This is a genomic window from uncultured Maribacter sp. (assembly GCF_947495965.1).
In the GTDB taxonomy this organism is placed as follows: Bacteria; Bacteroidota; Bacteroidia; order Flavobacteriales; family Flavobacteriaceae; genus Maribacter_B.
The window spans coordinates 445,417-469,563 of the sequence record NZ_CANMBB010000002.1 but is presented as its reverse complement, the minus strand read 5'-3'; the positions used below and the strand labels follow the sequence as shown (position 1 = coordinate 469,563).

Genomic DNA, 24,147 nt, shown 5'->3' with positions numbered 1-24,147 from the left:
ATGGCACAAAAAGATTAATGATGTTATTTGTGTCGGAAATGTGCTTAAGATGGGCTGTAAAAGAGCATTGTGAAAAAGAACATCAGGAATTTCTTTTAAATGATGTTTATAAATAAATCAGGTTACGCGATATCTTAAAAATATAAAAATAAAATTAAGACTAAAAAATAGCATATAATAAGGATTGGTTGATTATGGCTATAAAGAAGAAGCTAAAGAAATGGCTATTGAAAGATTCAATTGGAACACCATTGGATAAGGTGATTGTGGTTGCAAAGGTGTGACGAGCTAAATGAAAGGTTAAGTTCTTGCTTATTTCACAAGCATCTGCAATTTCCTTTAAATAGGAGTTTGTTTTTTGATTGCTTAACACAGGAAGTAGAAGCTCACCTGTTAGAATATCTGGAAGCTCTTGATACTTATCTAATATCGCTTGAGCCATTGGAAGGACAGGAATATTACTTCGAGTATTAGTTTTTACTCTATTGGTTTTTATCCAAGGCTCTCCGTTTATACCAATTACAATATCATTTTTAGAAAGTTTCTTTACATCTGCATAAGCTAACCCTGTAAAGCAGCAAAAAATAAAGATATCCTTTACTTGGTCTAATCGTGGAATTCTAAACTCTTTTTCTATAATTCTCTGAATCTCTTCTTTTGTTAAAAACTCACGGTCTACAATTTTTAATTTTGCTTTCCAATTCAAAAAAGGATCTTTATTAATCCAGTCATTTGCAAAGGCAATTCTAATTATCTTCTTAAAATTGGTTACATATTTAAAGGCAGTATTATGAGCACATTTTCTTTCCTTTTTTAAGTAATATTCAAAACCACTAATAAATTTATGGTCAACATTCTTAACAGGAATATCTTTTAGTCCATAATCTAGTTGTATATAATCTTCAACGTGTTTCTTAGCAGTTTTATATCTTTCAATAGTTCCAGGAGCAAAGTCTCTACCAACTAATTTTTCAATCTTATTATTATGAACTTGAAATATCTCAAGTAGCATTTTATGTTTTATTTCTTTTCCAAGGTAAAGACTTTTAATAATATCCGCGGTTACTAAATCTTCATTTTCAATAAGTTTTTCCTGAATTTTATTGACTTTGTTTTTAATAAAGTCCAAATATCTATTCAATTCACGAACTTCAGCAGTAGCACCATTCATTTTCCCAGCGGCAGAATTCCATTTAGTAAGTAGAACTTTTCTTTTGATGCTAAACTCACTCCGCTTTCCATTAACAGTAATTCTAAGGTAAATAGGAGTTTTACCGTTTTTATCAACATCATTACCTCTTGGGTAAAATAAGGTGGAGAATGTATTTTGCATCGGTGCGTGGTTATATATCTCCTTAAAAATATAAAATATAATAATACAAAATACACGTTAAGTATTGTTTAACAGTACCTTATGGTTAATTCGGTGCGTAATTTTAATTAAAAAAACACGCACCGAATACCGCACCTTTTATTTGATATTATTTGATTTTGTTTGATATCGTAGAAAATGTAAAAAGCCCATAAACATAATGTTTACGAGCTTTTAGAAGAATTTAGTAAATTCTCTGCGGAGAAAGAGGAACTAGAACTTTATTTTTAACATATTGATTATCAGTGTTTTAATTTTATTTCGGTTAGGATAAGCACCGAATTACGCACCTAGGTAATAATACCTTGATATTTTTGTCAATTTTGGATTGTTTCTAGAGAATTTAGTAATTGAATTATAAAAGTATTTAGCCTTCTTTTTAAGTCAAATCGATAGATTATCAAGATAAAACTTAAATAATATCAATAGATAGGGCGTCTAAATCCTGTCTATAATACTTTAAATATTCGTAAACTAACCATTTCGATTATTGTTACGTTAGTTTTTCATGAAAATCTACATTCATTATATTATATAGACACCATTTTATATGCCATTATGTGCTAGTTTATTTTCTATTTTATTCTTTATTTTTTCGGTTATTTTCCTTTTTATTATATGTTATATAGTCTGCTATACCTTATCCGAAACACAACTTAAAAATAATAATAATGAAGATTTCTTTTCTTTAGTTTAAAACCTAAATATATTTTTTTGTTTCTAATAGAAAAGCCAAAAATTTTTATAAACCATTAATATCCTCCTTTTTTAAATAAAGAATATCCCTTAGTAATAATATTAATAATTATAAATTCAAATTATTAATATGTAAATAATAAATTCTTTGACAATTAAATTACCATAATCATGAAAATTAATAAAATCATTTGTGTTTTTCTTTTTTTGGTATTCAACTTACACAGTCACAGCAATTTCTTAAAGGGGCAGATTTATCATTTGCAAATGAACTTTAAAATGTTGATGAATGTGCCATCACTTATAAAAAAGAAACTACTGATACAACTCCTACCGATGTATATAAAATTTTTAAAGATTATGGATGCAATGTCATAAGAGCAATACTTTGGCATGTAAACCATAACGAAGTTTCTGGTAATTTCTCTACTGTAGAAGATGTGAAAAACACTTTTATACGAGCAAAAAGTAATAGTTCATGGGTAAGAATACTTCTAACAATACACTATTCTGATACATGAGCAAATCCAGGAGAGTAAAAAACACTAACAGTATGGGCTTGCATAACAAATGAAGCAATTTCTACACAGTTAACAAATTCTATTACTAGTTATACAGAAAATGTTATTGATCAATAGGTAAAGGAAGAATAGATTATATAGCTATTGGAAACGAAACTAATGGAGGGTTTATATGTCCTACAGCTAATGATAACTGCCAAGCGATTGGTGAAGTTGCTAGATACGACAGAATGAAACAGCTAATACAAACTGGTATTAATGCTGCTAGAAATAAAGGTTTTGCTGAACTTACCGTTATAGTACATGTGGCTGGCCCAGGAAATGCATGGTGGTGGTTAGACAAAATGGGTGTTGGAAGACCTGGAGGTCTAAATAATTTTGGCTTAATAGGTTTACCTTACTACCCTGCATTACCTGACATCCAATATATAAGAGTATTTTTATATCCAAAACCCAAAAAGCATTCTACTTTTATTATAACTTTACAGACAAGATTCTAATTCAGATATGATTTATGGAATATTATATTTTTCATTACCTAATTATTCCAAACTACTTCTACAATAATTTTAAATAGTACCACTTTAAAGTAAATTAAACTATAAAAAGTATAAAACAATACTATTGCAATACCTAACTGGTTACTATATTAAACTTATACTTAAAATCTAATATAGAATCTAATAGCCATAGCAAAAAAATTTATCCTTTTTTAACTTTAAAACTGGGCGCCCGTATGTTGCGTTTATTATAAAATTAAAAAGTCTTCCTTCACTAAAAAGAACACCCCTTAATTGAAACGAAATATACCCCTTAAAAAACAATTTATAATATGACATTTACATTTCTGATACATAAACAATCAGATATTTAATTTTAATAACCATTAAATAATTAAAGAACTATGAGATTTTTTTCAACTATATGCTTTTTTATTTTTTTATGCACTCAACTTGTACAGGCGCAGCAATTTCTTAAAGGTGCAGATTTATCATTTGCAAACGAACTTCAAAATCCTAATGAATGTGGCATTAAATACCAATTAGAGCCTGGCGAAAACTCACCCACAAAAGATGTTTATGAAATTTTTAAACAGTACGGATGTAATGTAGTAAGGGCAAGACTTTGGGTAGGAAATTCAAACCTAGTTTCTGGAACTTACTCTAATATTGCTGATGTAAAAAAAACTTTTGAAAATGCTAAAAAAAATAGTCCATGGGTTAAAACGCTATTAACAATACATTACTCTGATACATGGGCAGATCCAAAAGAACAAAAAACTCCTAGACCATGGAGCAGCTATACATATAATACTGTTTATAAAAAGTTGCGTGATCGTGTATGGTCTTATACAGTTCAATCTATTAATCAAATAGGAAAAGGAAAAATAGATTATATAGCTATAGGTAATGAAACAAACGCAGGGTTTATATGCCCAACAGCTGATAACAACTGTAATAATCTCAATGATCCTGAGAGATATAATAGAATGAAAGAGCTGCTTCAAATTGGTATCAATGCAGCTAGAAATAGAGGCTTTGCTAAAGATAACATAATGGTACATGTAGCTGGCCCTGGAAATGCATGGTGGTGGCTAGATAAAATGAACGTTGGAAGACCTGGAGGACTAAATGATTTTGGACTTATAGGGTTATCATATTACCCTGCTTTACCAATAATTGATAGAGATGGACATAATATGTCTACAGAAGTAGTTGGTAGAATACTAAAAAATATTATTGGTAAGCACAGAGTACGTCCAATAATTGTAGAGACTTCTCACCCTTATACTGCTGCCTATACAAGATATGATCCAAATAATGATAAAGATACTGATAAACAAAACCGTATGAGTTCCTCAACCTCATATGAAAAGTTCAAAGATTTGATACCAAAACCATGGAAGCAAAAGGTTTTTATGGAGCGATTAACTAATCAGACTTATAATGCTGGAGGTTTGGGAGTAATATCATGGGAGCCTGCTTGGGTTTCTCCTGCTAAAGGAAAAAATGAATGCGTTAAATCTAGTTTTGGTTATGGGTCAGATCAAGAGCATCACACCTTTTTTAGTTTGAACAACCAACATTCTGTGGTAAAAAATGGAGGTATTTCATTCATGAACTTAAAAAAAAACTATAATGTTCTTGGTTTTAGAGATGTTGTCTTTAGACTTAATATAGCTTCTTTACCAGCTGGCCAAACGCCACATCTTGCTGTTGATTTTGATGGTAATGATGTTATAGATTATGGAAATTGGCATAATGAAAGAGTAAAAATGACATGGGATAGTGCAAACCAAGTATGGACAGCAACAACATCGTTAAGACAAGGAGTAACCTATAAGTATAGATATATGAATGGCTATAACCCAAATAATGCAGAACAACTTTCAGGGTCAAATTGTACCAATGGCCAAGCAATTAGACAAATAAAAGTTTGGAACGGTGCTGGTAAGCAAATCGTAAAAAACTGGTATGGAGGTTGCTACACATCCCAATCTTGGAGTGCATTTAAAGCAAATGGCAGTAATATAATACAGGCAGCTTCAGAATTTAGTCAAGATTTTGCAATTGCTCCTAATCCTGCAAAAAATAGTATAACGGTACAATCTAAAGCAAGCAAAATCATTAAAAATATCACTATTCAAGACATTACAGGCAAGCAATACAACACCTATTATCCAAATGCAGCTACTTTAGATATTGATATTTCTGCACTACAAAAAGGTATTTATATTGTAATTATTGATACTGGACAGGAAAAAGCATCTAAAAAATTAATAGTACAATAAAAGCTTTAATTTAAAACTTTATAATAATCCCTACTTAACATTCTCTATGTGTAGGGATTTTTAATTTTTTTGCCCAATTTAATTTATCTAAAGAATGAACATTTTAATTACGAAATATTTTAAATAATTTTCAAATACACTACTTAATTATTAATATTTCTTAACTTAGTAAGGGGTTATTTTAAAGTAATTCTATTAATTTAACTTATCATATTGCCTATAACCAAATTTTATCTTCTGCTAGTATAATTAAAACTAGTGCGATACTTTATGCATAGAAATAGATTTTACCAGCCCTAATTTTTATAAGTATTTGTTTATTTGAATTACTTAAAAAAGTAATCTTAATATTTAAAATTTAATAAAACATTTATGGTGCGATTTATTTTGTTTCTATTGGCTATAGTATCTTCAATTAATATATATTGCCAGAGCCAAGCTATTTTTGACAAAATAGACCAGTCAAATGGGCTTTCTAGTAATAGAATTACTGGTACAATTAAAGAGAAAAATGGCTTTGTATGGATAGGAACACAAAACGGATTAAACCGTTATGATGGTAGTAAGTTTAAAATTTATAATAATCAAAATAGTAATATAAGCTCAAATAATATTAGCGATATATTATTAGACCTTAAAGGAAGAATATGGATAGCAACTCAAGGTGGCGGTTTAAATTTATATGACAACTTAAAAGACGATTTTATTACCTATAAAAATAGCCCTACAGATTCAGCTTCATTATCTTCAAATCAATTATATACTCTTTTTGAAGATTCAAAAGGGAATTTATGGATAGGAACAGAAGAAGGATTATGTCTTTTTAATGAAGCTTTAAATACATTTACAACCTATCACCTTCAAAACAACCACAAAAATGTCTCTAATCAGAACAACGTAACTAGTATTTATGAAGATAGCCATGGAGATTTATGGGTAGGTACTTTTGGAGGTGGGCTAAATAAATTTTCTAATAAAACTAAAAAATTTAAGCACATAGAGTCTGTATCCAATATTTTTAGTGATTTTATACATACTATTTCTCAACTGAATAAAAATACCTTATTAGTTGGTACAAGTGGTAATGGGTTATTAAAGCTAAATTTAAAAAGCTTAAAATTTGACAACTTCTTTAATAATACTATAAAATTTAATGGTGACCTAAAAATCGTTCGATCGCTACATAAAGATAGCCGAGAAAATATTTGGATTGGAACAGATGGCTATGGAGCTATAAAAATAGAAGACCCTAACGGTTCTAATCCTAAAATACAAACATTTGAATATAAACCTCAATTAAAATCTTCTTTATCAGGAAATGCTATATACGATATCATGGAAGATGAAAAAGAGAATATATGGATAAGCACAGGATGGAATGGGATTAATATTTTAACCAAAAAAAATAATTTTGAGTTAATTCCTAGCGATATAAAAGGCCTAAACCCAATACCTGTATTATCTATCTATAAAAACAAAAACAACTTATATCTGGGGCTAGATGGCAAAGGTTTAACTGTTTTTAATACCAAAACAAATACTACGCAACAATATAATAAAGATTTTAATAATGCTATAGGAGCTGATTATATACAATATATTCATGAAAGTAAAAATGGAATCTTATGGCTGGGAACCTATGCAAATGGGCTGGTTAAATTTAATCCAAAAACAAAAACATATAAACAATACAAACACGAACCCAAAAATCCTAAATCTATAAGTTTTAACGATATACGGACTATTATAGAAGATGATAAAAATAATTTGTGGATTGCATCCTGGGGAGGTGGCCTTAATTATTTAGATACAATTACTAATGAGTTTACTACGTATCGCGAAAACAAAAACGACAAAACATCTATAAGTAGTGATAATATTGTTTCAATGCTAAAAGATGGTGAATATTTATGGTTAGCTACATATGGTGGAGGGATTACTCTTTTTAATACAGAAACCAAGAAAGCAACTCATTTTAAAAAAATAGATAATGATTTAAACTCTATAAGTAGTAATAATATTTTAAGTTTATTTAAAGATTCTAAAGGAAATATTTGGTTAGGAAGTTCAGAAGGAGGTATTAATCGCTTTAATTCTAAAACAAAAACATTTAGTCGTTTTGATGCTAATAAAGAACTAAGTAACCAATCTCAAGTAGCAATTATAGAAGATAATAGTGGAGACATTTGGTTTAGTTCTAAAATTGGTATTTATAAGTATAGTTATAAAACTCAAAAATTCACGAACTTCACTAATTTCGAAGGTGTATATCATATAACATCTGTATTTAAAGATGAAGATGGTTTACTATATTTTGGTCGTTCAGATGGTGTTTTACGCTTTAACCCAAATAATATTAAAAAAACAAGTAACCAACCTCAAGTAAAAATTACAAATTTCAAACTTTTTAATAAAAATCTACCAATTGGTAACAATGAAGTGCTAACAAAAAATATTACGTTAACAAAAAGTATAACATTAAAACACAATTTAAATGTTATAACTTTTGAGTTTGCAGCACTACAATTCCCTTTTTCTTCTAAATGCGAATACTATATTCAAATGGAAGGTTTTGATAAAAATTGGAGAAACATTAATAAAGATAGAACTATAACATACACAAATTTACCTCATGGAGATTACACTTTTAAAGTAAAAAGTAAAGAAATTGGAAGCACTTGGGGTACTATTTATACTGCAGTAAAATTAAAAATTTTAAAACCATTATGGTTAGAGTGGTGGGCAATAGCATTATACCTATTAATCGGAATCTTAATTTTATATTTATTTAGAAGGTATACAATAGCCTGGGAACAATTAAAAACTAATTTAAAATTAGAAAAACTTACCCATGAAAAAGATATAGAATTATATAACCTAAAACAGCAATTTTTTACAAATATATCTCATGACATAAGAACTCCTGTAACTTTAATATTAGGAGCTGTAAACAGGTTATTACAAAATAAAGAATCTATTAAAGGTGATTTCCTTAATGCAACAGAAACTATAAAAAAGAATGGAAATAAATTAGTTAATCTGGTAAATGAATTATTAGATTATAGAAAACTTGAACACGAAAAATTAAAACTATATGTTGCAAATGAAGACATCGTAGAATTTTGTGAAGAGATTTATCTGTCCTTCAAAGAAATGGCTATAGAAAAAAGGATAGATTTTATTTTTAAAACCAATGCTAAAGAAATATTGGTATGGTTTGATAAAAATCAGCTTGAAAAAGTATTTTATAATTTATTATCAAATGCCTTTAAATTCTCTAAAGTATCAGGAGTTGTTGAATTTTTCATTTTTAAAAACAACAACGGTATAGAAATTCAAATTAAAGATAAAGGTGTAGGTATTTCTAAGAGCCAACTGGCTAAAATTTTTAATCGGTTTTATCAAACTAAAGGTAATAATGATAAGGCTATAAATTCTGGGTTTGGATTAGGGTTATCAATCTCAAAAGAAATAATTGAGTTACATCATGGGGAAATAATTGTTGATAGTATTAAAGGAAAGGGAACAGAATTTATAATTAGGTTAAAAGAAGGAAATAAACACTTTGAAGAAAATCAAATAATTGGAGATAAAATTGATAATATATACAGTAAAGACTATTTAATTAATAACCCTGTACAACTAGAGAAAGTAGAATTAATAATAAAGGGTGAAAACGGCATAAAAGAAAATCAAACATTATTAATAGTTGAAGATAATGAAGAGATTCGAAATTATATTTATCAACTTTTTGTAGATGACTTTATTATTATTGAAGCATCCAATGGTAAAGAAGCTCTAAAACACATAATTAATACTCCTCCAGACATAATTATTAGTGATGTAATGATGCCAGTTATGGATGGTATAGCACTAACAAAAGAGCTTAAGTCTAATATTCGCACAAGTCATATTCCAATCTTATTATTGACTGCCAGAGCAGCTTTTACTCATAAAATTGAAGGTTTCGAAATTGGAGCAGATGACTATATTACAAAGCCATTTAATGAATTATTGTTACGAAGTAGAATCAAGAATATTTTAAAAAATAGAACATTACTACATCAAAAATTTTGGAAAAAAGAACTTGTTCCTATTAGTGAACTAAGCCTAAATAAATCTGATGAAGTATTTATGAACAAGCTAATAGAAATTATAGAAGAAAATATAAACTCTGCAAATCTTAATGTAAGCTTTGTTTGTGATGAAATGGGAATGAGTCATTCCGTAGTTTACAAAAAAATAAAGAGCTTAACAAATATGTCCTATGTTGGTTTTGTTCGTGATTTTAAACTAAAAACAGCAAAAAAACTTATAGAAGAACATAGCTTTTCTGTTTTAGATGCTTGTTATCATGTAGGATATTCCGATAGAAAATACTTTAGCAAACAATTTAAGCAGAGGTTTGGTAGCCCTCCATCTGAGTACCTTTCAAAATAAGATTGTCTCTAAACCCTTTAATTCAATAGGTTTTTTAGAATAAATACCCCTTTAATAAATGATTTTCACCCCCTATGTTTTTGATTAAAAATGCCTAATTGCAATCTATAACTCTTTTTGTGTTTGATGCAATGAGTAACCAACTAAATTATTTAAACTAAACTAAAATCTTTATTAAGTATGGATGAAATTAAACCAAATGCTAGGAATCAAATTTATCTCAAATTATATTCCTTACTAATTGCTCTTATGTTGCCTATTCTTTTTTATGGGCAAGAATTAAGCATTAAAGGTCTTGTCTCTGATTCAGAAACAAACCAACCAATTCCAGGTGTAAACATTGTTCTTAAAGGTACTAAGAAGGGTACGAACACAAATTTTGATGGCGAGTACACTATAGAAGCTAAAGTAGGGGACGTACTCCAATTTTCTTATTTAGGCTTTAAAACTGAAGAAATTGTAGTATCTAAGAGTACTCTAAATATTTCATTAATGGAAGATTCTTCAATGCTTGATGAAGTTGTGGTTATAGGTTATGGAACTTCTAACATTAAAGAAACAACAGGAGCTATTGCAAATGTAAAAATAGATGATATCCCTAATTCTGCCACAACATCTGTAGATCAGATGCTACAGGGTAGAGTATCTGGCTTAAATTTAGGCTTAAGCTCTGCTCAACCTGGAGCTAGAGTAAGCGCAAATATTAGAGCCGATATTTCTCCTAGAGGAAGCGGAGAGCCTCTTTATGTTATTGATGGTGTTCCAATGATAAACGACTCTCCTGAGCCAAGCCTTAATGATTCTAATATAGGTTTTGCAGGTGGTGTAGATAGGAGCCCTTTGGCAACTATAAATCCCTCTGATATAGAAACTGTAGATGTCATAAAAGATGCAAGTACAACCGCCATATATGGTTCTGCAGCAGCCAATGGTGTTATATTTATTACAACAAAAAAAGGTAAAGTTGGAAAAACTACAGTTAGTTACAGAGCAACTACATCTACACAAACACCTAAAAAATATATACAGTTTTTAAATGCTAGAGACTTTATGTTGCAGCATAATCGCTTAGCTTACGACAAGTATCTTTTTGATAATAAATATGCCCCCTATGGTGCGCAAAATGTACCTATAAATGATACGTTTAATCCTTTTTTCTCACAAAGTGATATTAATAATATAGGAGAAGGAACTAATTATTTAAATCAAATTATTAGGCTTGGGATGGTGCAGGAGCATAATATTTCTATTAGTGGAGGTAGTGAAAATACTAGAATTTATTCTTCTTTTAATTATTTTAATAATGAAGCTATATTAAAAGGTGGAGACTTTGAAAGATTTACGGGAAGATTTAACATAATTCAAAAACTTGGAAAAAAATTTAACCTTAATATTAAGACAAATTTTAGTCAAGTAAATAGTAATAATGCGTCTTCTGGAGAAAATGGAGGTGGTAGCGAAAAATTTAATATGTTACAAGCGGCCTATACTTTTGCTCCTACGATATCTCCATTAGCAGCAGATGGTAATTTCTCTAGAAGTTACAATACGTTAATCATGAATCCATTGGCATTTTTAACTATAGAAGATAAATTAAGAACTAATAGATTTTCTATTACACCTAAATTAGATATTAAGTTGCGAGATAATTTAACTCTCACAACGGTAGGTAGTATGGATAGAACTAGCGCTAATAGACAATTCTATATCCCTTCAACAGCACAACATTCATTATTACCTGATGGCATGGCTCAATTAGCAACAAATAAGAATGATGCTTATACGGGAGAGTCCTATTTGTCATATAACAAATCGTTTGGAAAAAATTCGCTGTCTGCAGTATTAGGGGCAGGTGTTTATAAAACTATTTTCGAAGGTTTTAGCATGCAAGGAATAGGGTTCTTTACAGATGCTTTAGGTTTTAATAATATCGGTGCAGCAAATGAGTTACTTAGAAATACTCAGAGCTCTTTTAAATCTGAAACCACAAGACTGTCTCAATTTGCTAGAATTAATTATACCATTAATGGAAAGTACGTTTTAAATGGTGTTCTAAGAAGAGATGGTGCCAGTAATTTTGCAGAAAATAACAAGTGGGGAGTTTTTCCGGGTATTTCTGCAGCATGGAGAATAAGTGAAGAAAACTTTTTAAAAGATACTAAAGTATCGCAGCTAAAATTACGAGTAGGATATGGAGAAGTAGGTAATGTTGTACTAGCGGATAATGCACTTCAATTATATGATATAAATGGTCAGTTTACTTTTGGTAGCACTGTACAACCTGGTGTTGTTCTTTCGCAAGTTGCTAATCCAGATTTAACATGGGAAACAAATGCTAGTATTGATATTGGGTTAGACTTTGGCTTCTTTAACAATAGAATAACTGGTAACCTTGAAGTTTACCAAAAAACAGCTAGAGATTTAATAGATTTTGATCCACTACCATCAAATAATGCAGTTGGAAGAGTTGTTACCAATGTTGGTTCTACACGTGCAAAGGGTATTGATTTTGCGTTAAATACAACTAATATTATAACAGAAAATTTTGAATGGAATACGAATTTTACCTTTAGTACAAGTAGAGCAGAATGGATAGACCGTAACCCTAATGTTCCTTTAGCTAAATACATTGATCCTAATGGGCAAATAGGCGATTTCTTTGGTTGGGAAACAGATGGTATTATAAAGTCATTAGAAGAAGTGCCTAACCATATGGCAGGAGCATTTCCTGGAAATATTAGATATGTAGATCAAAACGGGGATGGTATCTTAGATATAGATGATGTTGTAAAAATAGGTACATGGGGCCCTAGAGTTAATTTTGGTGTTGGAACAAGTTTCAAATACAAAAATCTAACCTTAAGTGCTTTTGCTTATGGTAATGCTGGTGCTCCAAGAGCTTTTGGCTACTTGCCAGCCGACCTTAGTACAACTGTAGCTGGTTTAACACCATCAAACACACAAATAAGTGTTAAAGATACTTGGTCTGTAGATAATCCTAATGGCTATCTTCCTGGTATAGCAACCAATCCTTATACTGGAAACAATCCAACAGATCAACAGCGTACAGACTTTTTATATAAGAAAGTAAGCTTTTTAAGATTAAAGAATATTAATATTGGTTATGATTTTTCTTTCAATAAGGCATCTAAAATTCCTATTAGTAAATTAAGGCTTTTTGTAGATCTACAAAATGTAGCATTATTTACGAATTATGATGGTTTTGACCCCGAATTTGATGTAACCAATCCGTATCCTCAGGCATTAACATCAACTTTAGGACTAGACATTCAGTTTTAATTTTTTAAAAAAACGTTATGAAATTTACTACAATAAATAAATTTATTTTACTAACACTACTAGCATCTTTTTTTATACTAGTAAGCTGTGAAGATGAATTAGAAGCAAAAGTATATAATGATTTAACTCCTGATAACTTCTTTAAAACGGAAAACGATTTTAATGCTGCCTTGGTTGCATTATATAGTTCATTCTCAATTGATTGGGGAGGAAAGGACCCAGGTGTAGACATATGGTATAATTATTTGTATAATGCAAATAATAAGAGTTACCTCATGAGAAGTGAACTTACAACAGATGAACTTTGGAATGATTGGGATGCTAACCTTTTAAATTTCACATGGGGTCCAGCTACGTATTCAGGAGGTAATGCCCCTGTTTACTCTAGAATTAGATATGTGGCTAGAGCTACTGATATAATAGATAAGATTAAAAATTCTACAGTAGATGATGCTACTAAAAATAGATACTTAGCAGAAGCTAGAACATTAAGAGCTTGGTTAATGTATATTTTATATGACTTTTTTGGTCCTGTAAATGTGAAAATAAACCCAATTACACTAGGTGATACAGATATTATACCTAGATGGTCTGACGAAGAATACACAGGAATTATAGAGCAAGATTTATTAAATGCAATTAGCACAGATGAACTTCCAGAAACGTATAATGGAAGTGAAGATTGGGGTAGGGCTTCTAAAGGCCTATCAAGAATGTTATTATTAAAGCTATATATGCATAAAAAAGAGTGGATTAAAGCTGAGACTATAGGAAAAGATATCATAAACTCGGGTTCTTATTCTCTTAATGATAATTATGAGGATACATTCCTTAATGCTAGTAATAATGAGCTTATTTATGCAATTGTAGGTAATGATGCTGTTCCTAATTGGTTTTTTCAACACTTGTTTCCTGGAGATTATGCATCTGGTTTAGCAGGTAACACTATTATAGAACGTGGTGGTGGATGGTATGGTTATTCTATGCCATGGGAGTTTTTTGACAAATTTGAGACAGGGGATTTAAGAACCAATACTATTATTTCTGAATATACAAGTGGAGGTGGTACTCTGGTAGATAGAACTAGTGGTTTAAGAGGAGCAATTCCTCTTAAATACAAAGGTATAGAAGGTTTAGGAAGTGGTCCTTCTTATGCTATAGACTGGGTTATTTTTAGATACTCAGATGTTTTGTTATCTGTTGCAGAAGCTATTAATGAACAGAGAGGTCCTGTAGATGCCTATCAATACGTAAACCAAGTAAGGGCAAGAGCAGGTGTTTCTGACTGGAGTGGCTTAACTAAAGACGATTTTAGGGATGCTATACTAGATGAAAGAGGTAGAGAATTGTTCTGTGAAGGTCACAGAAGGCAAGATTTAATTCGTCATGGCAAGTTTATAGATAGAGCTGTAGAACGTGGAGCAACTAGTGCTGATGCAAAACATACTCTTTTTCCAATACCAGCTGATATCATATTAGAAGGAAATGGTACAATTGAACAAAATCCAAATTATTAATACATAAAATAACCAAATAATGAGACAAATATTTAAGTATTTAATTTTTACTATACTAATAACAGGGATAATATCTTGTGAAAATGTTTATGATGTAATAAACACAGACACGATAGGCTCTGATTTTGAAAATCCATTTGAACAAAAATTCTACGTAGGATCAGATCTTTCATATGTAAACGAAATGATTGACTGCGGAGCTACCTACAAAGATCAAACAGGTAATAATGGTAATCCTTATACCATATTTAAAGATGCAGGTAATAATTTAGTAAGAGTGCGTTTATGGAATAATCCTACATGGACACAATATTCCAATATAGAAGATGTAGAAAAAACAATTACTAAATCTAAAGAACTGGGAATGGATGTTTTGCTAGATTTTCATTACTCTGATACTTGGACAGATCCAGGAAATCAAATTATACCAGCTGCATGGTCAGGTCTTGTGGATAATACTGAAGCTTTAGGACAAAAACTTTACGATTATACTTATGAAACATTAGATAATTTAGCCCAAAAAGATTTACTACCAGAAATTGTACAAGTTGGTAATGAAATTAATTCTAATATTTTAAATAAAGAAGCAGGAGCTGTTGATATAGATTGGACTCGTAATAAATTTATATTAGAAAAGGGAATACAAGCTGTTAGAGATATTTCTAAAAAACACGAAGCAAGAGTACAAGTAATGCTGCATATAGCAAAACCAGAAGATGCAATCTGGTGGTTTAATAAAGCAAAAGAAAACGATATTGTTAACTATGATTGGATTGGTGTTTCTTATTACCCTAAATGGTCTAGTATTGACGTAGCCGATTTATCAGATGCTATCTCAACGCTAGCAACTACACATAATAAAAAGGTAATGATTGTAGAAACCGGATATCCTTTCACTACTGAAAATGCTGATGCTGCTAATAACATATTAGGTAAATCTACCTACCCAGCTACACAACAAGGCCAGTTAGAATATCTTTTAGATTTAAAAAGAGAGATAAAAGAAGGTAATGGATTTGGGATGGTGTATTGGGAACCAGCTTGGGTATCTACAGAATGTTCTACCTTATGGGCACAAGGATCTCATTGGGATAATATCGCTTTATTTGACAATGACGGTAACCAAACTTTAGGAATGAATGTATTTAATGACGATTACACTTTAGATACTTCTTGTGCTACTATGTGGATTTTAGGAGATGGTGTAACAGATGCTCTGTGGAATTGGGATAACGCTGTTGAATTAGCTTGTAGTGAAAATAAAAATAAGGCCGAAATAAACTTATCTCAGAATATATTTAGAATTTTTAGAACTCAAGGAGATTGGGATTCTGGAGTTGGATACCAGTACTTTATAGACAGAGGATTTACTATAGATTCAAAACTAAAAGGAACTGGTGATGATGATGATAATTTTATTTTAGAAGGTGTTTCTGGACAATATAATATTGAAATAGATACTGAAGAAAAAACAATAATATTATCAGCGATTACATCTCCTCCATATTATGCTTTGGGTAATGCGTTACCTGGAGGATGGAGTTTTGATAGTGCTACTTTATTTGAGTCTCCAATTTCAGGAGTAAGAAGCGCCACAGTTTATATAAAACAAGAAACATTTAGATTTTTTAGTACTAAAGATGATTGGGATAGTGGATTAAGCCATGCATATTATACCGATTTAGGATATACAATAGATGCTAACTTTGAAAATGATGGAGGTACTGATGCTAATTTTAAATTCATTGGGACTGAAGGAGAGTATGTTTTAGAAATTAATGATAACGATAAAACAATTACGTTAAATAGCACAGGACCACTTCCTTCTCTTTGGACTGTAGGCGGTGCTGTTCCTGGAGGTTGGAATTTTAATACGGATACAGTAGAGTTCTTTCAAGCGCCTAGTGGAGTTTGGAAAGCTAATCTAGAACTAAGCAATGATGTATTTCGTTTCTTCCAAACATTTGAAACTTGGGACACCAATAATAATTATACATACTATGCTGATTTAGGATATGAAATAGATGCAAATTTAGAGAATGATGCTACTAGTGATGCTAACTTTAAGTTTGTTGGAACACCTGGAAAGTATACTTTAACTATAGACTCTAATACCAAAAAAATAACATTAGAAGAGTATGAAGCTCTGCCTTCTTTATGGGCCGTAGGAGATGCTGTTCCTGGAGGTTGGGGTTTCAATGGTGATACTGTAGAATTTTTACAGAGTTCTGATAAAATTTGGTCAGCTGAAATTGTATTAGAGAATGATAAAATATTTAGATTTTTCCAAATATTTGAAACTTGGGATACTAATAATAATTATACACACTATGAAAGTCAAGCATATACCATTGATGCTAATTTTGAAAATGATGGTAGTGCTGATTCTAATTTCAAATTTATTGGAACAAACGGAACTTACACATTAACCATTAACGGAAACAACAAAACTATAACATTACAGTAATTGTAACATAGACTTTTATTTTTTTTCTCAGTTAAATGTAAAGGGGGCTATTTTTAATTAGCCCCTTTTTTAAACTAGAACCAATACTGAATTAAATATTTAAAATTCAGCTTCATATTATATAGCAAAACTATAATAAGAATAGTTTAAAAATAATTGAAAATAGCCAGTAATAAATGAACAACTTCAAATATATCTTAATTAGTGTATTCTATTTTACGTTACTAGCCTGTAATGACGGTAAAAGTGCATACATAGAAAAACAAAATTTTAACAAAGATTGGGCTTTTAAAATATTAGAAGACCCTAATAATGATAATTACAGCATAGATTCTAATAATTGGGAAAAAGTTTTATTACCCCACACACCTAAGATAGAACCAAAGATTGTAAATAATCAATGGCAGGGTATCTGTTGGTATCGTAAATATTTTGAGATACCTGATAAAATGAAGGATAAAAAATTATTCTTAAAGTTTGAAGGCGCTATGAATATTGCCGAAGTTTGGGTTAATGATAATAAATTAATAGAACACCATGGAGGATACCTACCTTTTGTTGTAGACTTTAGTGATGTAGCAAATTTTAATAAAATAAATACTGTTGCGGTTAGATTAAATAATAATGATAACCCAATTACAGGACCTAAACCTCTTAATATTCTTGATTTTAATACCTATGGGGGAATCCATAGAAATGTTTGGTTAATCTCAAAAAATAAATTACATATAACAGATCCAATCTTAACAAATAAAACTGCTAGTGGAGGAGTATTTGTTACCTACCCCAAAGTATCACAAAACCATGCTACTATAAAAATAGACACTCATGTAAAAAATGAGTATAAAGAAAAATCTTCTTTTAGTATAAAAAATACACTATTAAGTAATGGTAGTGAACTAATTTCTGAACAAAGTAAGATTCAAGATTTAGAAGCCAACAAAGACAAGGTAATTAGTACTATTATAAACGTTAACGAGCCTAAATTATGGTCTCCCCAAACTCCTAATCTTTATGTATTAAAAACAGAAATTATTCTAGACGGTAAGGTAATAGATCAAGAAATACATAAGATTGGTATAAAGACCATGAAATTTATAGAGGGTAATTTCTACTTAAATGGTATAAAAACATTTTTAAGAGGTGTAAACAGACATCAAGAATACCCTCATGTGGGCTATGCTATTTCGGATAATGCAAATTATCGTGATGCAAAAAAAATTAAAGACGCAGGTTTTGACTATGTTCGTTTATCACACTATCCACATGCACCGTCCTTTATGGATGCTTGTGATGAATTGGGAATTATTACTATTGATGCTATATTAGGTTGGCAATATTTTACTGAAGACAAAAAATTTAAAAAACACATATTTCAAACTGCAAGAGATTTAATACGAAGAGATAGAAACCACGCTTCTGTTATGGCATGGGAAGTATCTCTTAATGAATCTGCGATGCCCAAAAGTTTCATTGACTCTTTAACATCAATAGCACATCAAGAATACCCTGGTGACCAATGTTTTTCAGCAGGATGGCAATCTTATGGATACGATATTTATTTACAAGCACGCCAACATAGATTAGAGCATTTTGATAAGAAATTAAAAAAACCCTACAACGTATCTGAATACGGCGATTGGGAATATTATGCAATGAATGCTGGTCTAGACCAAAATAATTGGGGAGATTTACTACAAGAAGATAGATCTAGTAGACAATTACGAAATGCAGGTGAAATGCGCTTGTTGCAACAAGCAAGCAACATACAAGAATCACATAATGATAACTTAAGCACAAGGGCATTTGCAGATGGTTATTGGGTAATGTATGATTACAATAGGGGGTATGCAAATGATTTAGAAGCATCTGGAATAATGGATATTTTTAGACTCCCAAAACCATCATACTACTTTTATCAAAGTCAAAGAAGTGTAACAGACCCATTTGGAAAAGCCATGGTTCATATTGCAAATAACTGGAAAAAAAACAGTCCCTTAGATATTAGAATATTTAGTAACTGTGACCAAGTAGAGTTATTTTTAAATGGCACAAGTTTAGGAAAACAAAAGCCCGATAAAAACCGTATCTCTAATAATTTAAACCACCCGCCATTTACATTTTCTATACCTAATTTTATTGCTGGTAAATTGGAAGCCATAGGATACATTAATGATGAAAAAATAGCTTCTCATACTATAGAAACACCACAAAAAGCAACAAAAATAAAGTTAGCTGTAGACCATGGAAATATGGCTATAAATAGTAATGATACAGTTTTTGTTTATGCTTACATTACAGATGATAATGGAACAGTTATTACAGATTACAAAAAAGAAATTACATTTCATATAAATGGAAAAGCCATATTGATTGGCGAAAATCCAACTAATTTTGATACTGGAATAGCAAGTGTTTTATTAAAAATAAATGACGCTGTTGGAGAAGTAAAAATTACAGCCTCATCAGATACTTTTAGCTCTGAATACACCATTAATATTCAGTAGAATTTATAAAATCAGTTATTACAAACCTAATAATTTATGAAACTAATAAAAATTGCTGCATATATAATCATTTTGATTATTTGTGGGACAACACTTAATGCACAAGAATTTTTAACCAAAAGAAACCCAAAGGTATTAAAAGAATGGAAATTTTCTAAAGCAGATTTTTGGAAAAAAGGTATTGATAATGATAAAGAAACAATTTGGAAAAATGTAACCATACCACATACTTGGAATGCTAAAGACGTTTTAACAGAAGGCGTTAATTCCTATCATGGAGTTGGTACTTACTTATACAAATTTAAAGACACTTTAGTCCAAAATAACAAAAGACACTATATACGATTTGAAGCTGTTTCTCTAATAAGTGAAGTTTTTGTAAACGGTAAGTTCATAGGAAAACACGAAGGAGGCTATGCTGCTTTTTGTTTTGAGATAACTAATGCTCTAAAAATAGGTATACAAAATGAGATTGCTGTAAAAGTTTCAAACATTCCTTCTAGAGATATTGCTCCCCCTTCTGAAAGTTTGTTTCCTATATTTGGTGGAATATATAGACCTGTCACCTATTTCACGACACAACAAGCATCTATATCTCCCTTAGACTATGCATCAAGTGGTGTTTACATAGAACAAACAGCTATTACATCTAAAAAAGCAGATTTAGATATTTCAGTTATATTATCTTCAAAATCATTAGATGAAAATTACGGTTTAGAGATTGTATTGTTAGATGCAAAAGGAAAAAAAGTTTCTAATTCTTCAGAAATAATAACTATTAAATCTGAAGACAAAAACAAACTATTTAAGAAACGAATTAGTTTAGACAGCCCCCATCTTTGGCAAGGAAGAAAAGACCCTTACAAATACACTTGTAGTATTAGATTAACTAAAAATGGAACGGAAATAGATGTTGTAAACCAATCTATAGGACTGCGTTCTTTTACTATAGATTTGAAAAAAGGATTTTTTCTAAACGGAGAAGCGTATCCATTATATGGTGTAAATAGACATCAAGAAATAGAAGGATACGGCCCTGCATTATCAACAGAACAACACAAGAAAGATTTTGACCTTATCAATGAACTAGGAGTCACTAGCGTTAGGCTTGCTCATTACCAACAAGCTGAAGAATTTTATGATTACTTTAGCAATAACGGTATTATGGTTTGGGCAGAAATCCCTAATATACCACCCTATACAACTGATAATCCAAAATATATGGAAAGCTGTAAATTACAACTTACAGAGATGATTAAACAAAACTTTAATCAAACTTCAATTTATTGCTGGGGACTTGGAAATGAAATTCGCATACCAAAAAAGGATTTAGAAATTTTAAACAAACACGTAAAAACGTTAGATACTACAAGATATACACTTTTTGTAGATAATACTGATGCCTTTGATTTACATACTGTTACAGATGCTCAAGCGTGGAACTTATATTATGGTTGGTATGGAGACGGTGTAAAAGATGGCTACAGTAAACGTGCCGATAAAATTCATAAAAAATTTCCGAAAATAAAGTTAGGTATTGCAGAGTACGGTGCAGGAGGGTGTATTACACAACAAAAAGAAGATTTTGAAAGACCTGAACCTATTAGTGGTAAATTTTTTCCGGAACAATACCAAACTTTCTATCATGAAAATGTTTGGAACGACATAAAAAACAGGGACGACATCTGGTGTAAATACATTTGGAACATGTTTGACTTTAGTTGGACAGCTGTACAAAGAGGAGATAGAGATTTTATTAATCATAAGGGTCTTGTATCTCATGATAGAAAAACAAAAAAAGACGCTTATTATTTTTACAAAGCTAATTGGTCTAAATTACCTGTTTTACACATAACAAATAGCCGATTAGTAGAAAGAGAAAATAAAATTACTTCTGTTAAAGTTTATTCCAATTTAGATAAAGTTCAATTATTTGTAAACGATATTAATATGGGCTTCAAGAAAAAATCATTAAAAAATATAATTTTTCAATGGGACACCATAAGACTAAAAAAAGGCGACAATAAAATTAAAGTTATTGGTTATAAAGACAAAAAAATATACATGGAATATTGTAATTACTTGCTTAAGTAACTAAAATGATACTTATCTTCTTAATATAAGTAGATATTAGAAAAATATAGCTGTCAACTTATAATGGTAAAAGAAACTTTGTTGGCATTTATTACAAAATTAAAGCTAAATATACTTGGGTGTCTATCTTTAATGTGATGAATTAATACAGGTTATAAACTCTATATTTGAATTATGGTAAAATAATATGACAACGAATTAAAAGTTATAATAATAGAACTCTTAAAATTGTGGTTAACGTTAAAATAGTAAGCACAAACTTACACAAATTTTAGGATAGTCTCTTATTTATTAAGGTGGTTTACAGTCGATAATATGATAATTTTATTTTTATAAAATACTAGTGTTTGGTATATGTTAAATATATAAAACATTTTCTTGTATCACTTACAAGAGAAGGTTTTTCACTAAAGTCTTTTTAGCATATTTTACTTCATTACGCTAAGTTCTATTTGCAGATATCTTAAACACAATCCCAAATACCGCACCTTTTTTTATTTGATATTAAATCATATCATTTGATATCTTAGAAAATGTAAAAAGCCCATAAAAATAATTTTTACGGGCTTTTGATGAGAATTGTGATTCTCTATGCGGAGAAAGAGGGATTCGAACCCCCGGAGGTGTGACCCTCAACAGTTTTCAAGACTGCCGCATTCGACCACTCTGCCATTTCTCCTGAGTGCCTCATCAGCTATTTGCTGAATGCGGGTGCAAATATAGAAAGCTTTTTTATTTTAATGAAGACTTTTTCTGTTTTTTATAAATATTTTTTTTCTAAACCTGAGCCTTGTCCTTTTGTGCACTTAATAATCAAAGGTTTAACAGTAGTCTACGTACTTAAAAAATTACTTCCGTACCTTTGTTTTTATGAAATTAAACCTAAAAAACACCTTTTCTAAAGAGCTTCCAGCAGATCCTATAAAAGAAAATTCTAGGAGGCAAGTATCTGAAGCTTGTTTTTCTTATGTTACGCCTAAGAAAACAGCAAAACCAGAGCTTTTGCATGTAGTACCTTCTATGGCGAAAGCGTTGGGTATTTCTGAGGAAGAAACGCAGAGTAAACACTTTTTAGAGGTTTTTAGTGGTAATGCCATACTTTCTAATTCTAATCCCTACGCTATGTGTTATGGTGGGCACCAGTTTGGAAATTGGGCAGGGCAATTAGGAGACGGTAGGGCAATTAATCTAGGAGAAATAGAACATGCAAATAAACGTTGGGCATTGCAGTTAAAAGGAGCTGGAGAAACCCCGTATTCTAGAACTGCAGATGGTTTAGCGGTTTTACGCTCTTCTATTAGAGAATATTTGTGTAGTGAGGCTATGTATTATTTAGGCGTACCAACCACAAGAGCATTGTCTTTAATGCTGACAGGAGATAAAGTACTTAGAGATGTTTTATATAATGGCAATGCTGCTTATGAAAAAGGGGCAGTAGTTACAAGGCTTGCACCAAGTTTTATACGTTTTGGAAATTTTGAAATTTTTTCTTCAAGAAACGATATTGCTACACTTAAAAAATTAACAGATTATACTATAAAGTATTTTTATCCACATTTAGGGGAACCTTCAAAAGAGACTTATGTTGCTTTTTTTAAAGAAGTAGCAGACAAAAGTTTGGAAATGGTATTGCATTGGCAAAGAGTTGGTTTTGTGCATGGCGTTATGAATACTGATAATATGAGCATTTTAGGGCTTACTATAGATTATGGACCTTATGGTTGGTTAGAAGGCTATGATTTAGGGTGGACACCCAATACCACAGACCGCCAGAATAAACGATACCGTTATGGAAATCAACCACAAGTGGTGCAATGGAACTTATATCAATTAGCAAATGCCATATATCCTTTAATTGTTGAGGCAGGAGACTTGGAAGAAATACTTTATAATTTTAGTACTACCTATGATGCTAAAGAACAAGAGATGTTTGCTTCTAAAATTGGGGTATTTACGAGTCAAGATGGAGATGCAAAATTGTTACACACCTTACAGGAACTTTTACAAGCTTCAGAGACAGATATGACTATCTTTTATAGACAGTTGGCTGCTTTTAAAATAGATGCTCCTTTAGAAGGATTAGAGGTCGTTAAAGAAGCTTTTTACACTCCAGAAAAACTTACAGAGGAGTTAAAAGAAAAATGGAATTTGTGGTTTACAATCTATGCAGAAAGATTAGAGAAAGAAGTCTTGTCTTTCGATGAACGTATAGAGAAAATGCAAAAAATAAATCCAAAATATGTGCTTCGTAACTATATGGCACAGCTTGCAATTGATGCTTCAGATAAAGGGGATTATAGTATTCTTAATGAATTATTTACTATGTTTTTAAAACCTTATGAGGAACAGCCAGAATTTAATAAATGGTACGCAAAACGTCCAGAATGGGCAAGAAACAAAGTAGGGTGTTCTATGCTCTCTTGTAGTTCGTAAAAAGTAGAA

10 protein-coding genes, 1 tRNA gene and 1 pseudogene are annotated in these 24,147 nt (G+C 30.7%); 10 read left to right on the top strand and 2 right to left on the bottom strand.

All coding sequences use genetic code 11. The features are described 5' to 3' along the window. Positions 1–160 precede the first annotated feature (160 nt). Positions 161–1,333, bottom strand: coding sequence for a site-specific integrase (locus tag Q0820_RS06435; protein ID WP_298486200.1), 1,173 nt, complete (start codon positions 1,331–1,333; stop codon positions 161–163). 1,028 nt (positions 1,334–2,361) lie between these two features. Between Q0820_RS06435 and Q0820_RS16970 the strand changes: the two are divergent. From Q0820_RS16970 to Q0820_RS06395, 9 genes and pseudogenes are all read left to right on the top strand, one after another. Next, positions 2,362–2,589 (top strand): annotated as a pseudogene (locus Q0820_RS16970) (glycosyl hydrolase 53 family protein); the annotation flags it as partial. A gap of 113 nt (positions 2,590–2,702) precedes the next feature. Next, positions 2,703–3,089, top strand: a complete 387-nt coding sequence (locus Q0820_RS06430; RefSeq protein ID WP_366941650.1) for a glycosyl hydrolase 53 family protein — start codon at positions 2,703–2,705, stop codon at positions 3,087–3,089. Positions 3,090–3,493: 404 nt separating this feature from the next. Then, entirely contained in the window at positions 3,494–5,380 is a 1,887-nt protein-coding gene (locus Q0820_RS06425; protein ID WP_298486199.1) for a glycosyl hydrolase 53 family protein, read from the top strand. Positions 5,381–5,752: 372 nt separating this feature from the next. Beyond that, the gene (locus tag Q0820_RS06420; protein WP_298486197.1) at positions 5,753–9,820 is read left to right on the top strand and encodes a hybrid sensor histidine kinase/response regulator transcription factor; all 4,068 of its coding nucleotides are present in this window, start codon (positions 5,753–5,755) and stop codon (positions 9,818–9,820) included. Positions 9,821–10,000: 180 nt separating this feature from the next. Beyond that, the gene (locus Q0820_RS06415) at positions 10,001–13,120 is read left to right on the top strand and encodes a TonB-dependent receptor (protein ID WP_298486196.1); all 3,120 of its coding nucleotides are present in this window, start codon (positions 10,001–10,003) and stop codon (positions 13,118–13,120) included. 17 nt (positions 13,121–13,137) lie between these two features. After that, positions 13,138–14,637: a RagB/SusD family nutrient uptake outer membrane protein gene (locus tag Q0820_RS06410; protein ID WP_298486194.1), complete on the top strand. Its 1,500-nt coding sequence runs from the start codon at positions 13,138–13,140 to the stop codon at positions 14,635–14,637. 19 nt (positions 14,638–14,656) lie between these two features. Then, positions 14,657–17,104, top strand: coding sequence for a glycosyl hydrolase 53 family protein (locus Q0820_RS06405; protein WP_298486192.1), 2,448 nt, complete (start codon positions 14,657–14,659; stop codon positions 17,102–17,104). Positions 17,105–17,280: 176 nt separating this feature from the next. Then, a complete protein-coding gene (locus Q0820_RS06400) occupies positions 17,281–19,611 on the top strand; it encodes a glycoside hydrolase family 2 TIM barrel-domain containing protein (RefSeq protein ID WP_298486189.1) in 2,331 nt (776 codons plus the stop codon). A gap of 36 nt (positions 19,612–19,647) precedes the next feature. Continuing rightward, positions 19,648–21,705, top strand: a complete 2,058-nt coding sequence (locus Q0820_RS06395) for a glycoside hydrolase family 2 TIM barrel-domain containing protein (protein ID WP_298486187.1) — start codon at positions 19,648–19,650, stop codon at positions 21,703–21,705. Between the two features lie 594 nt (positions 21,706–22,299). On the opposite strand, the gene Q0820_RS06390 is transcribed toward Q0820_RS06395, so the two are convergent. Next, positions 22,300–22,384: transfer RNA gene (locus Q0820_RS06390), tRNA-Ser, on the bottom strand. 191 nt (positions 22,385–22,575) lie between these two features. On the opposite strand from Q0820_RS06390, the gene Q0820_RS06385 reads away from it, so the two are divergent. Beyond that, complete coding sequence (locus Q0820_RS06385; RefSeq protein WP_298486186.1) at positions 22,576–24,138, top strand: YdiU family protein; 1,563 nt, start codon at positions 22,576–22,578, stop codon at positions 24,136–24,138. Positions 24,139–24,147: the final 9 nt, after the last annotated feature.

Coding starts and splice junctions, on each gene's coding strand:
- Q0820_RS06400 (WP_298486189.1), top strand. CDS start 17,281: ATGAACAACTTCAAATATATCTTAATTAGTGTATTCTATTTTACGTTA.
- Q0820_RS06420 (WP_298486197.1), top strand. CDS start 5,753: ATGGTGCGATTTATTTTGTTTCTATTGGCTATAGTATCTTCAATTAAT.
- Q0820_RS06435 (WP_298486200.1), bottom strand. CDS start 1,333: ATGCAAAATACATTCTCCACCTTATTTTACCCAAGAGGTAATGATGTT.
- Q0820_RS06425 (WP_298486199.1), top strand. CDS start 3,494: ATGAGATTTTTTTCAACTATATGCTTTTTTATTTTTTTATGCACTCAA.
- Q0820_RS06385 (WP_298486186.1), top strand. CDS start 22,576: ATGAAATTAAACCTAAAAAACACCTTTTCTAAAGAGCTTCCAGCAGAT.
- Q0820_RS06405 (WP_298486192.1), top strand. CDS start 14,657: ATGAGACAAATATTTAAGTATTTAATTTTTACTATACTAATAACAGGG.
- Q0820_RS06395 (WP_298486187.1), top strand. CDS start 19,648: ATGAAACTAATAAAAATTGCTGCATATATAATCATTTTGATTATTTGT.
- Q0820_RS06410 (WP_298486194.1), top strand. CDS start 13,138: ATGAAATTTACTACAATAAATAAATTTATTTTACTAACACTACTAGCA.
- Q0820_RS06415 (WP_298486196.1), top strand. CDS start 10,001: ATGGATGAAATTAAACCAAATGCTAGGAATCAAATTTATCTCAAATTA.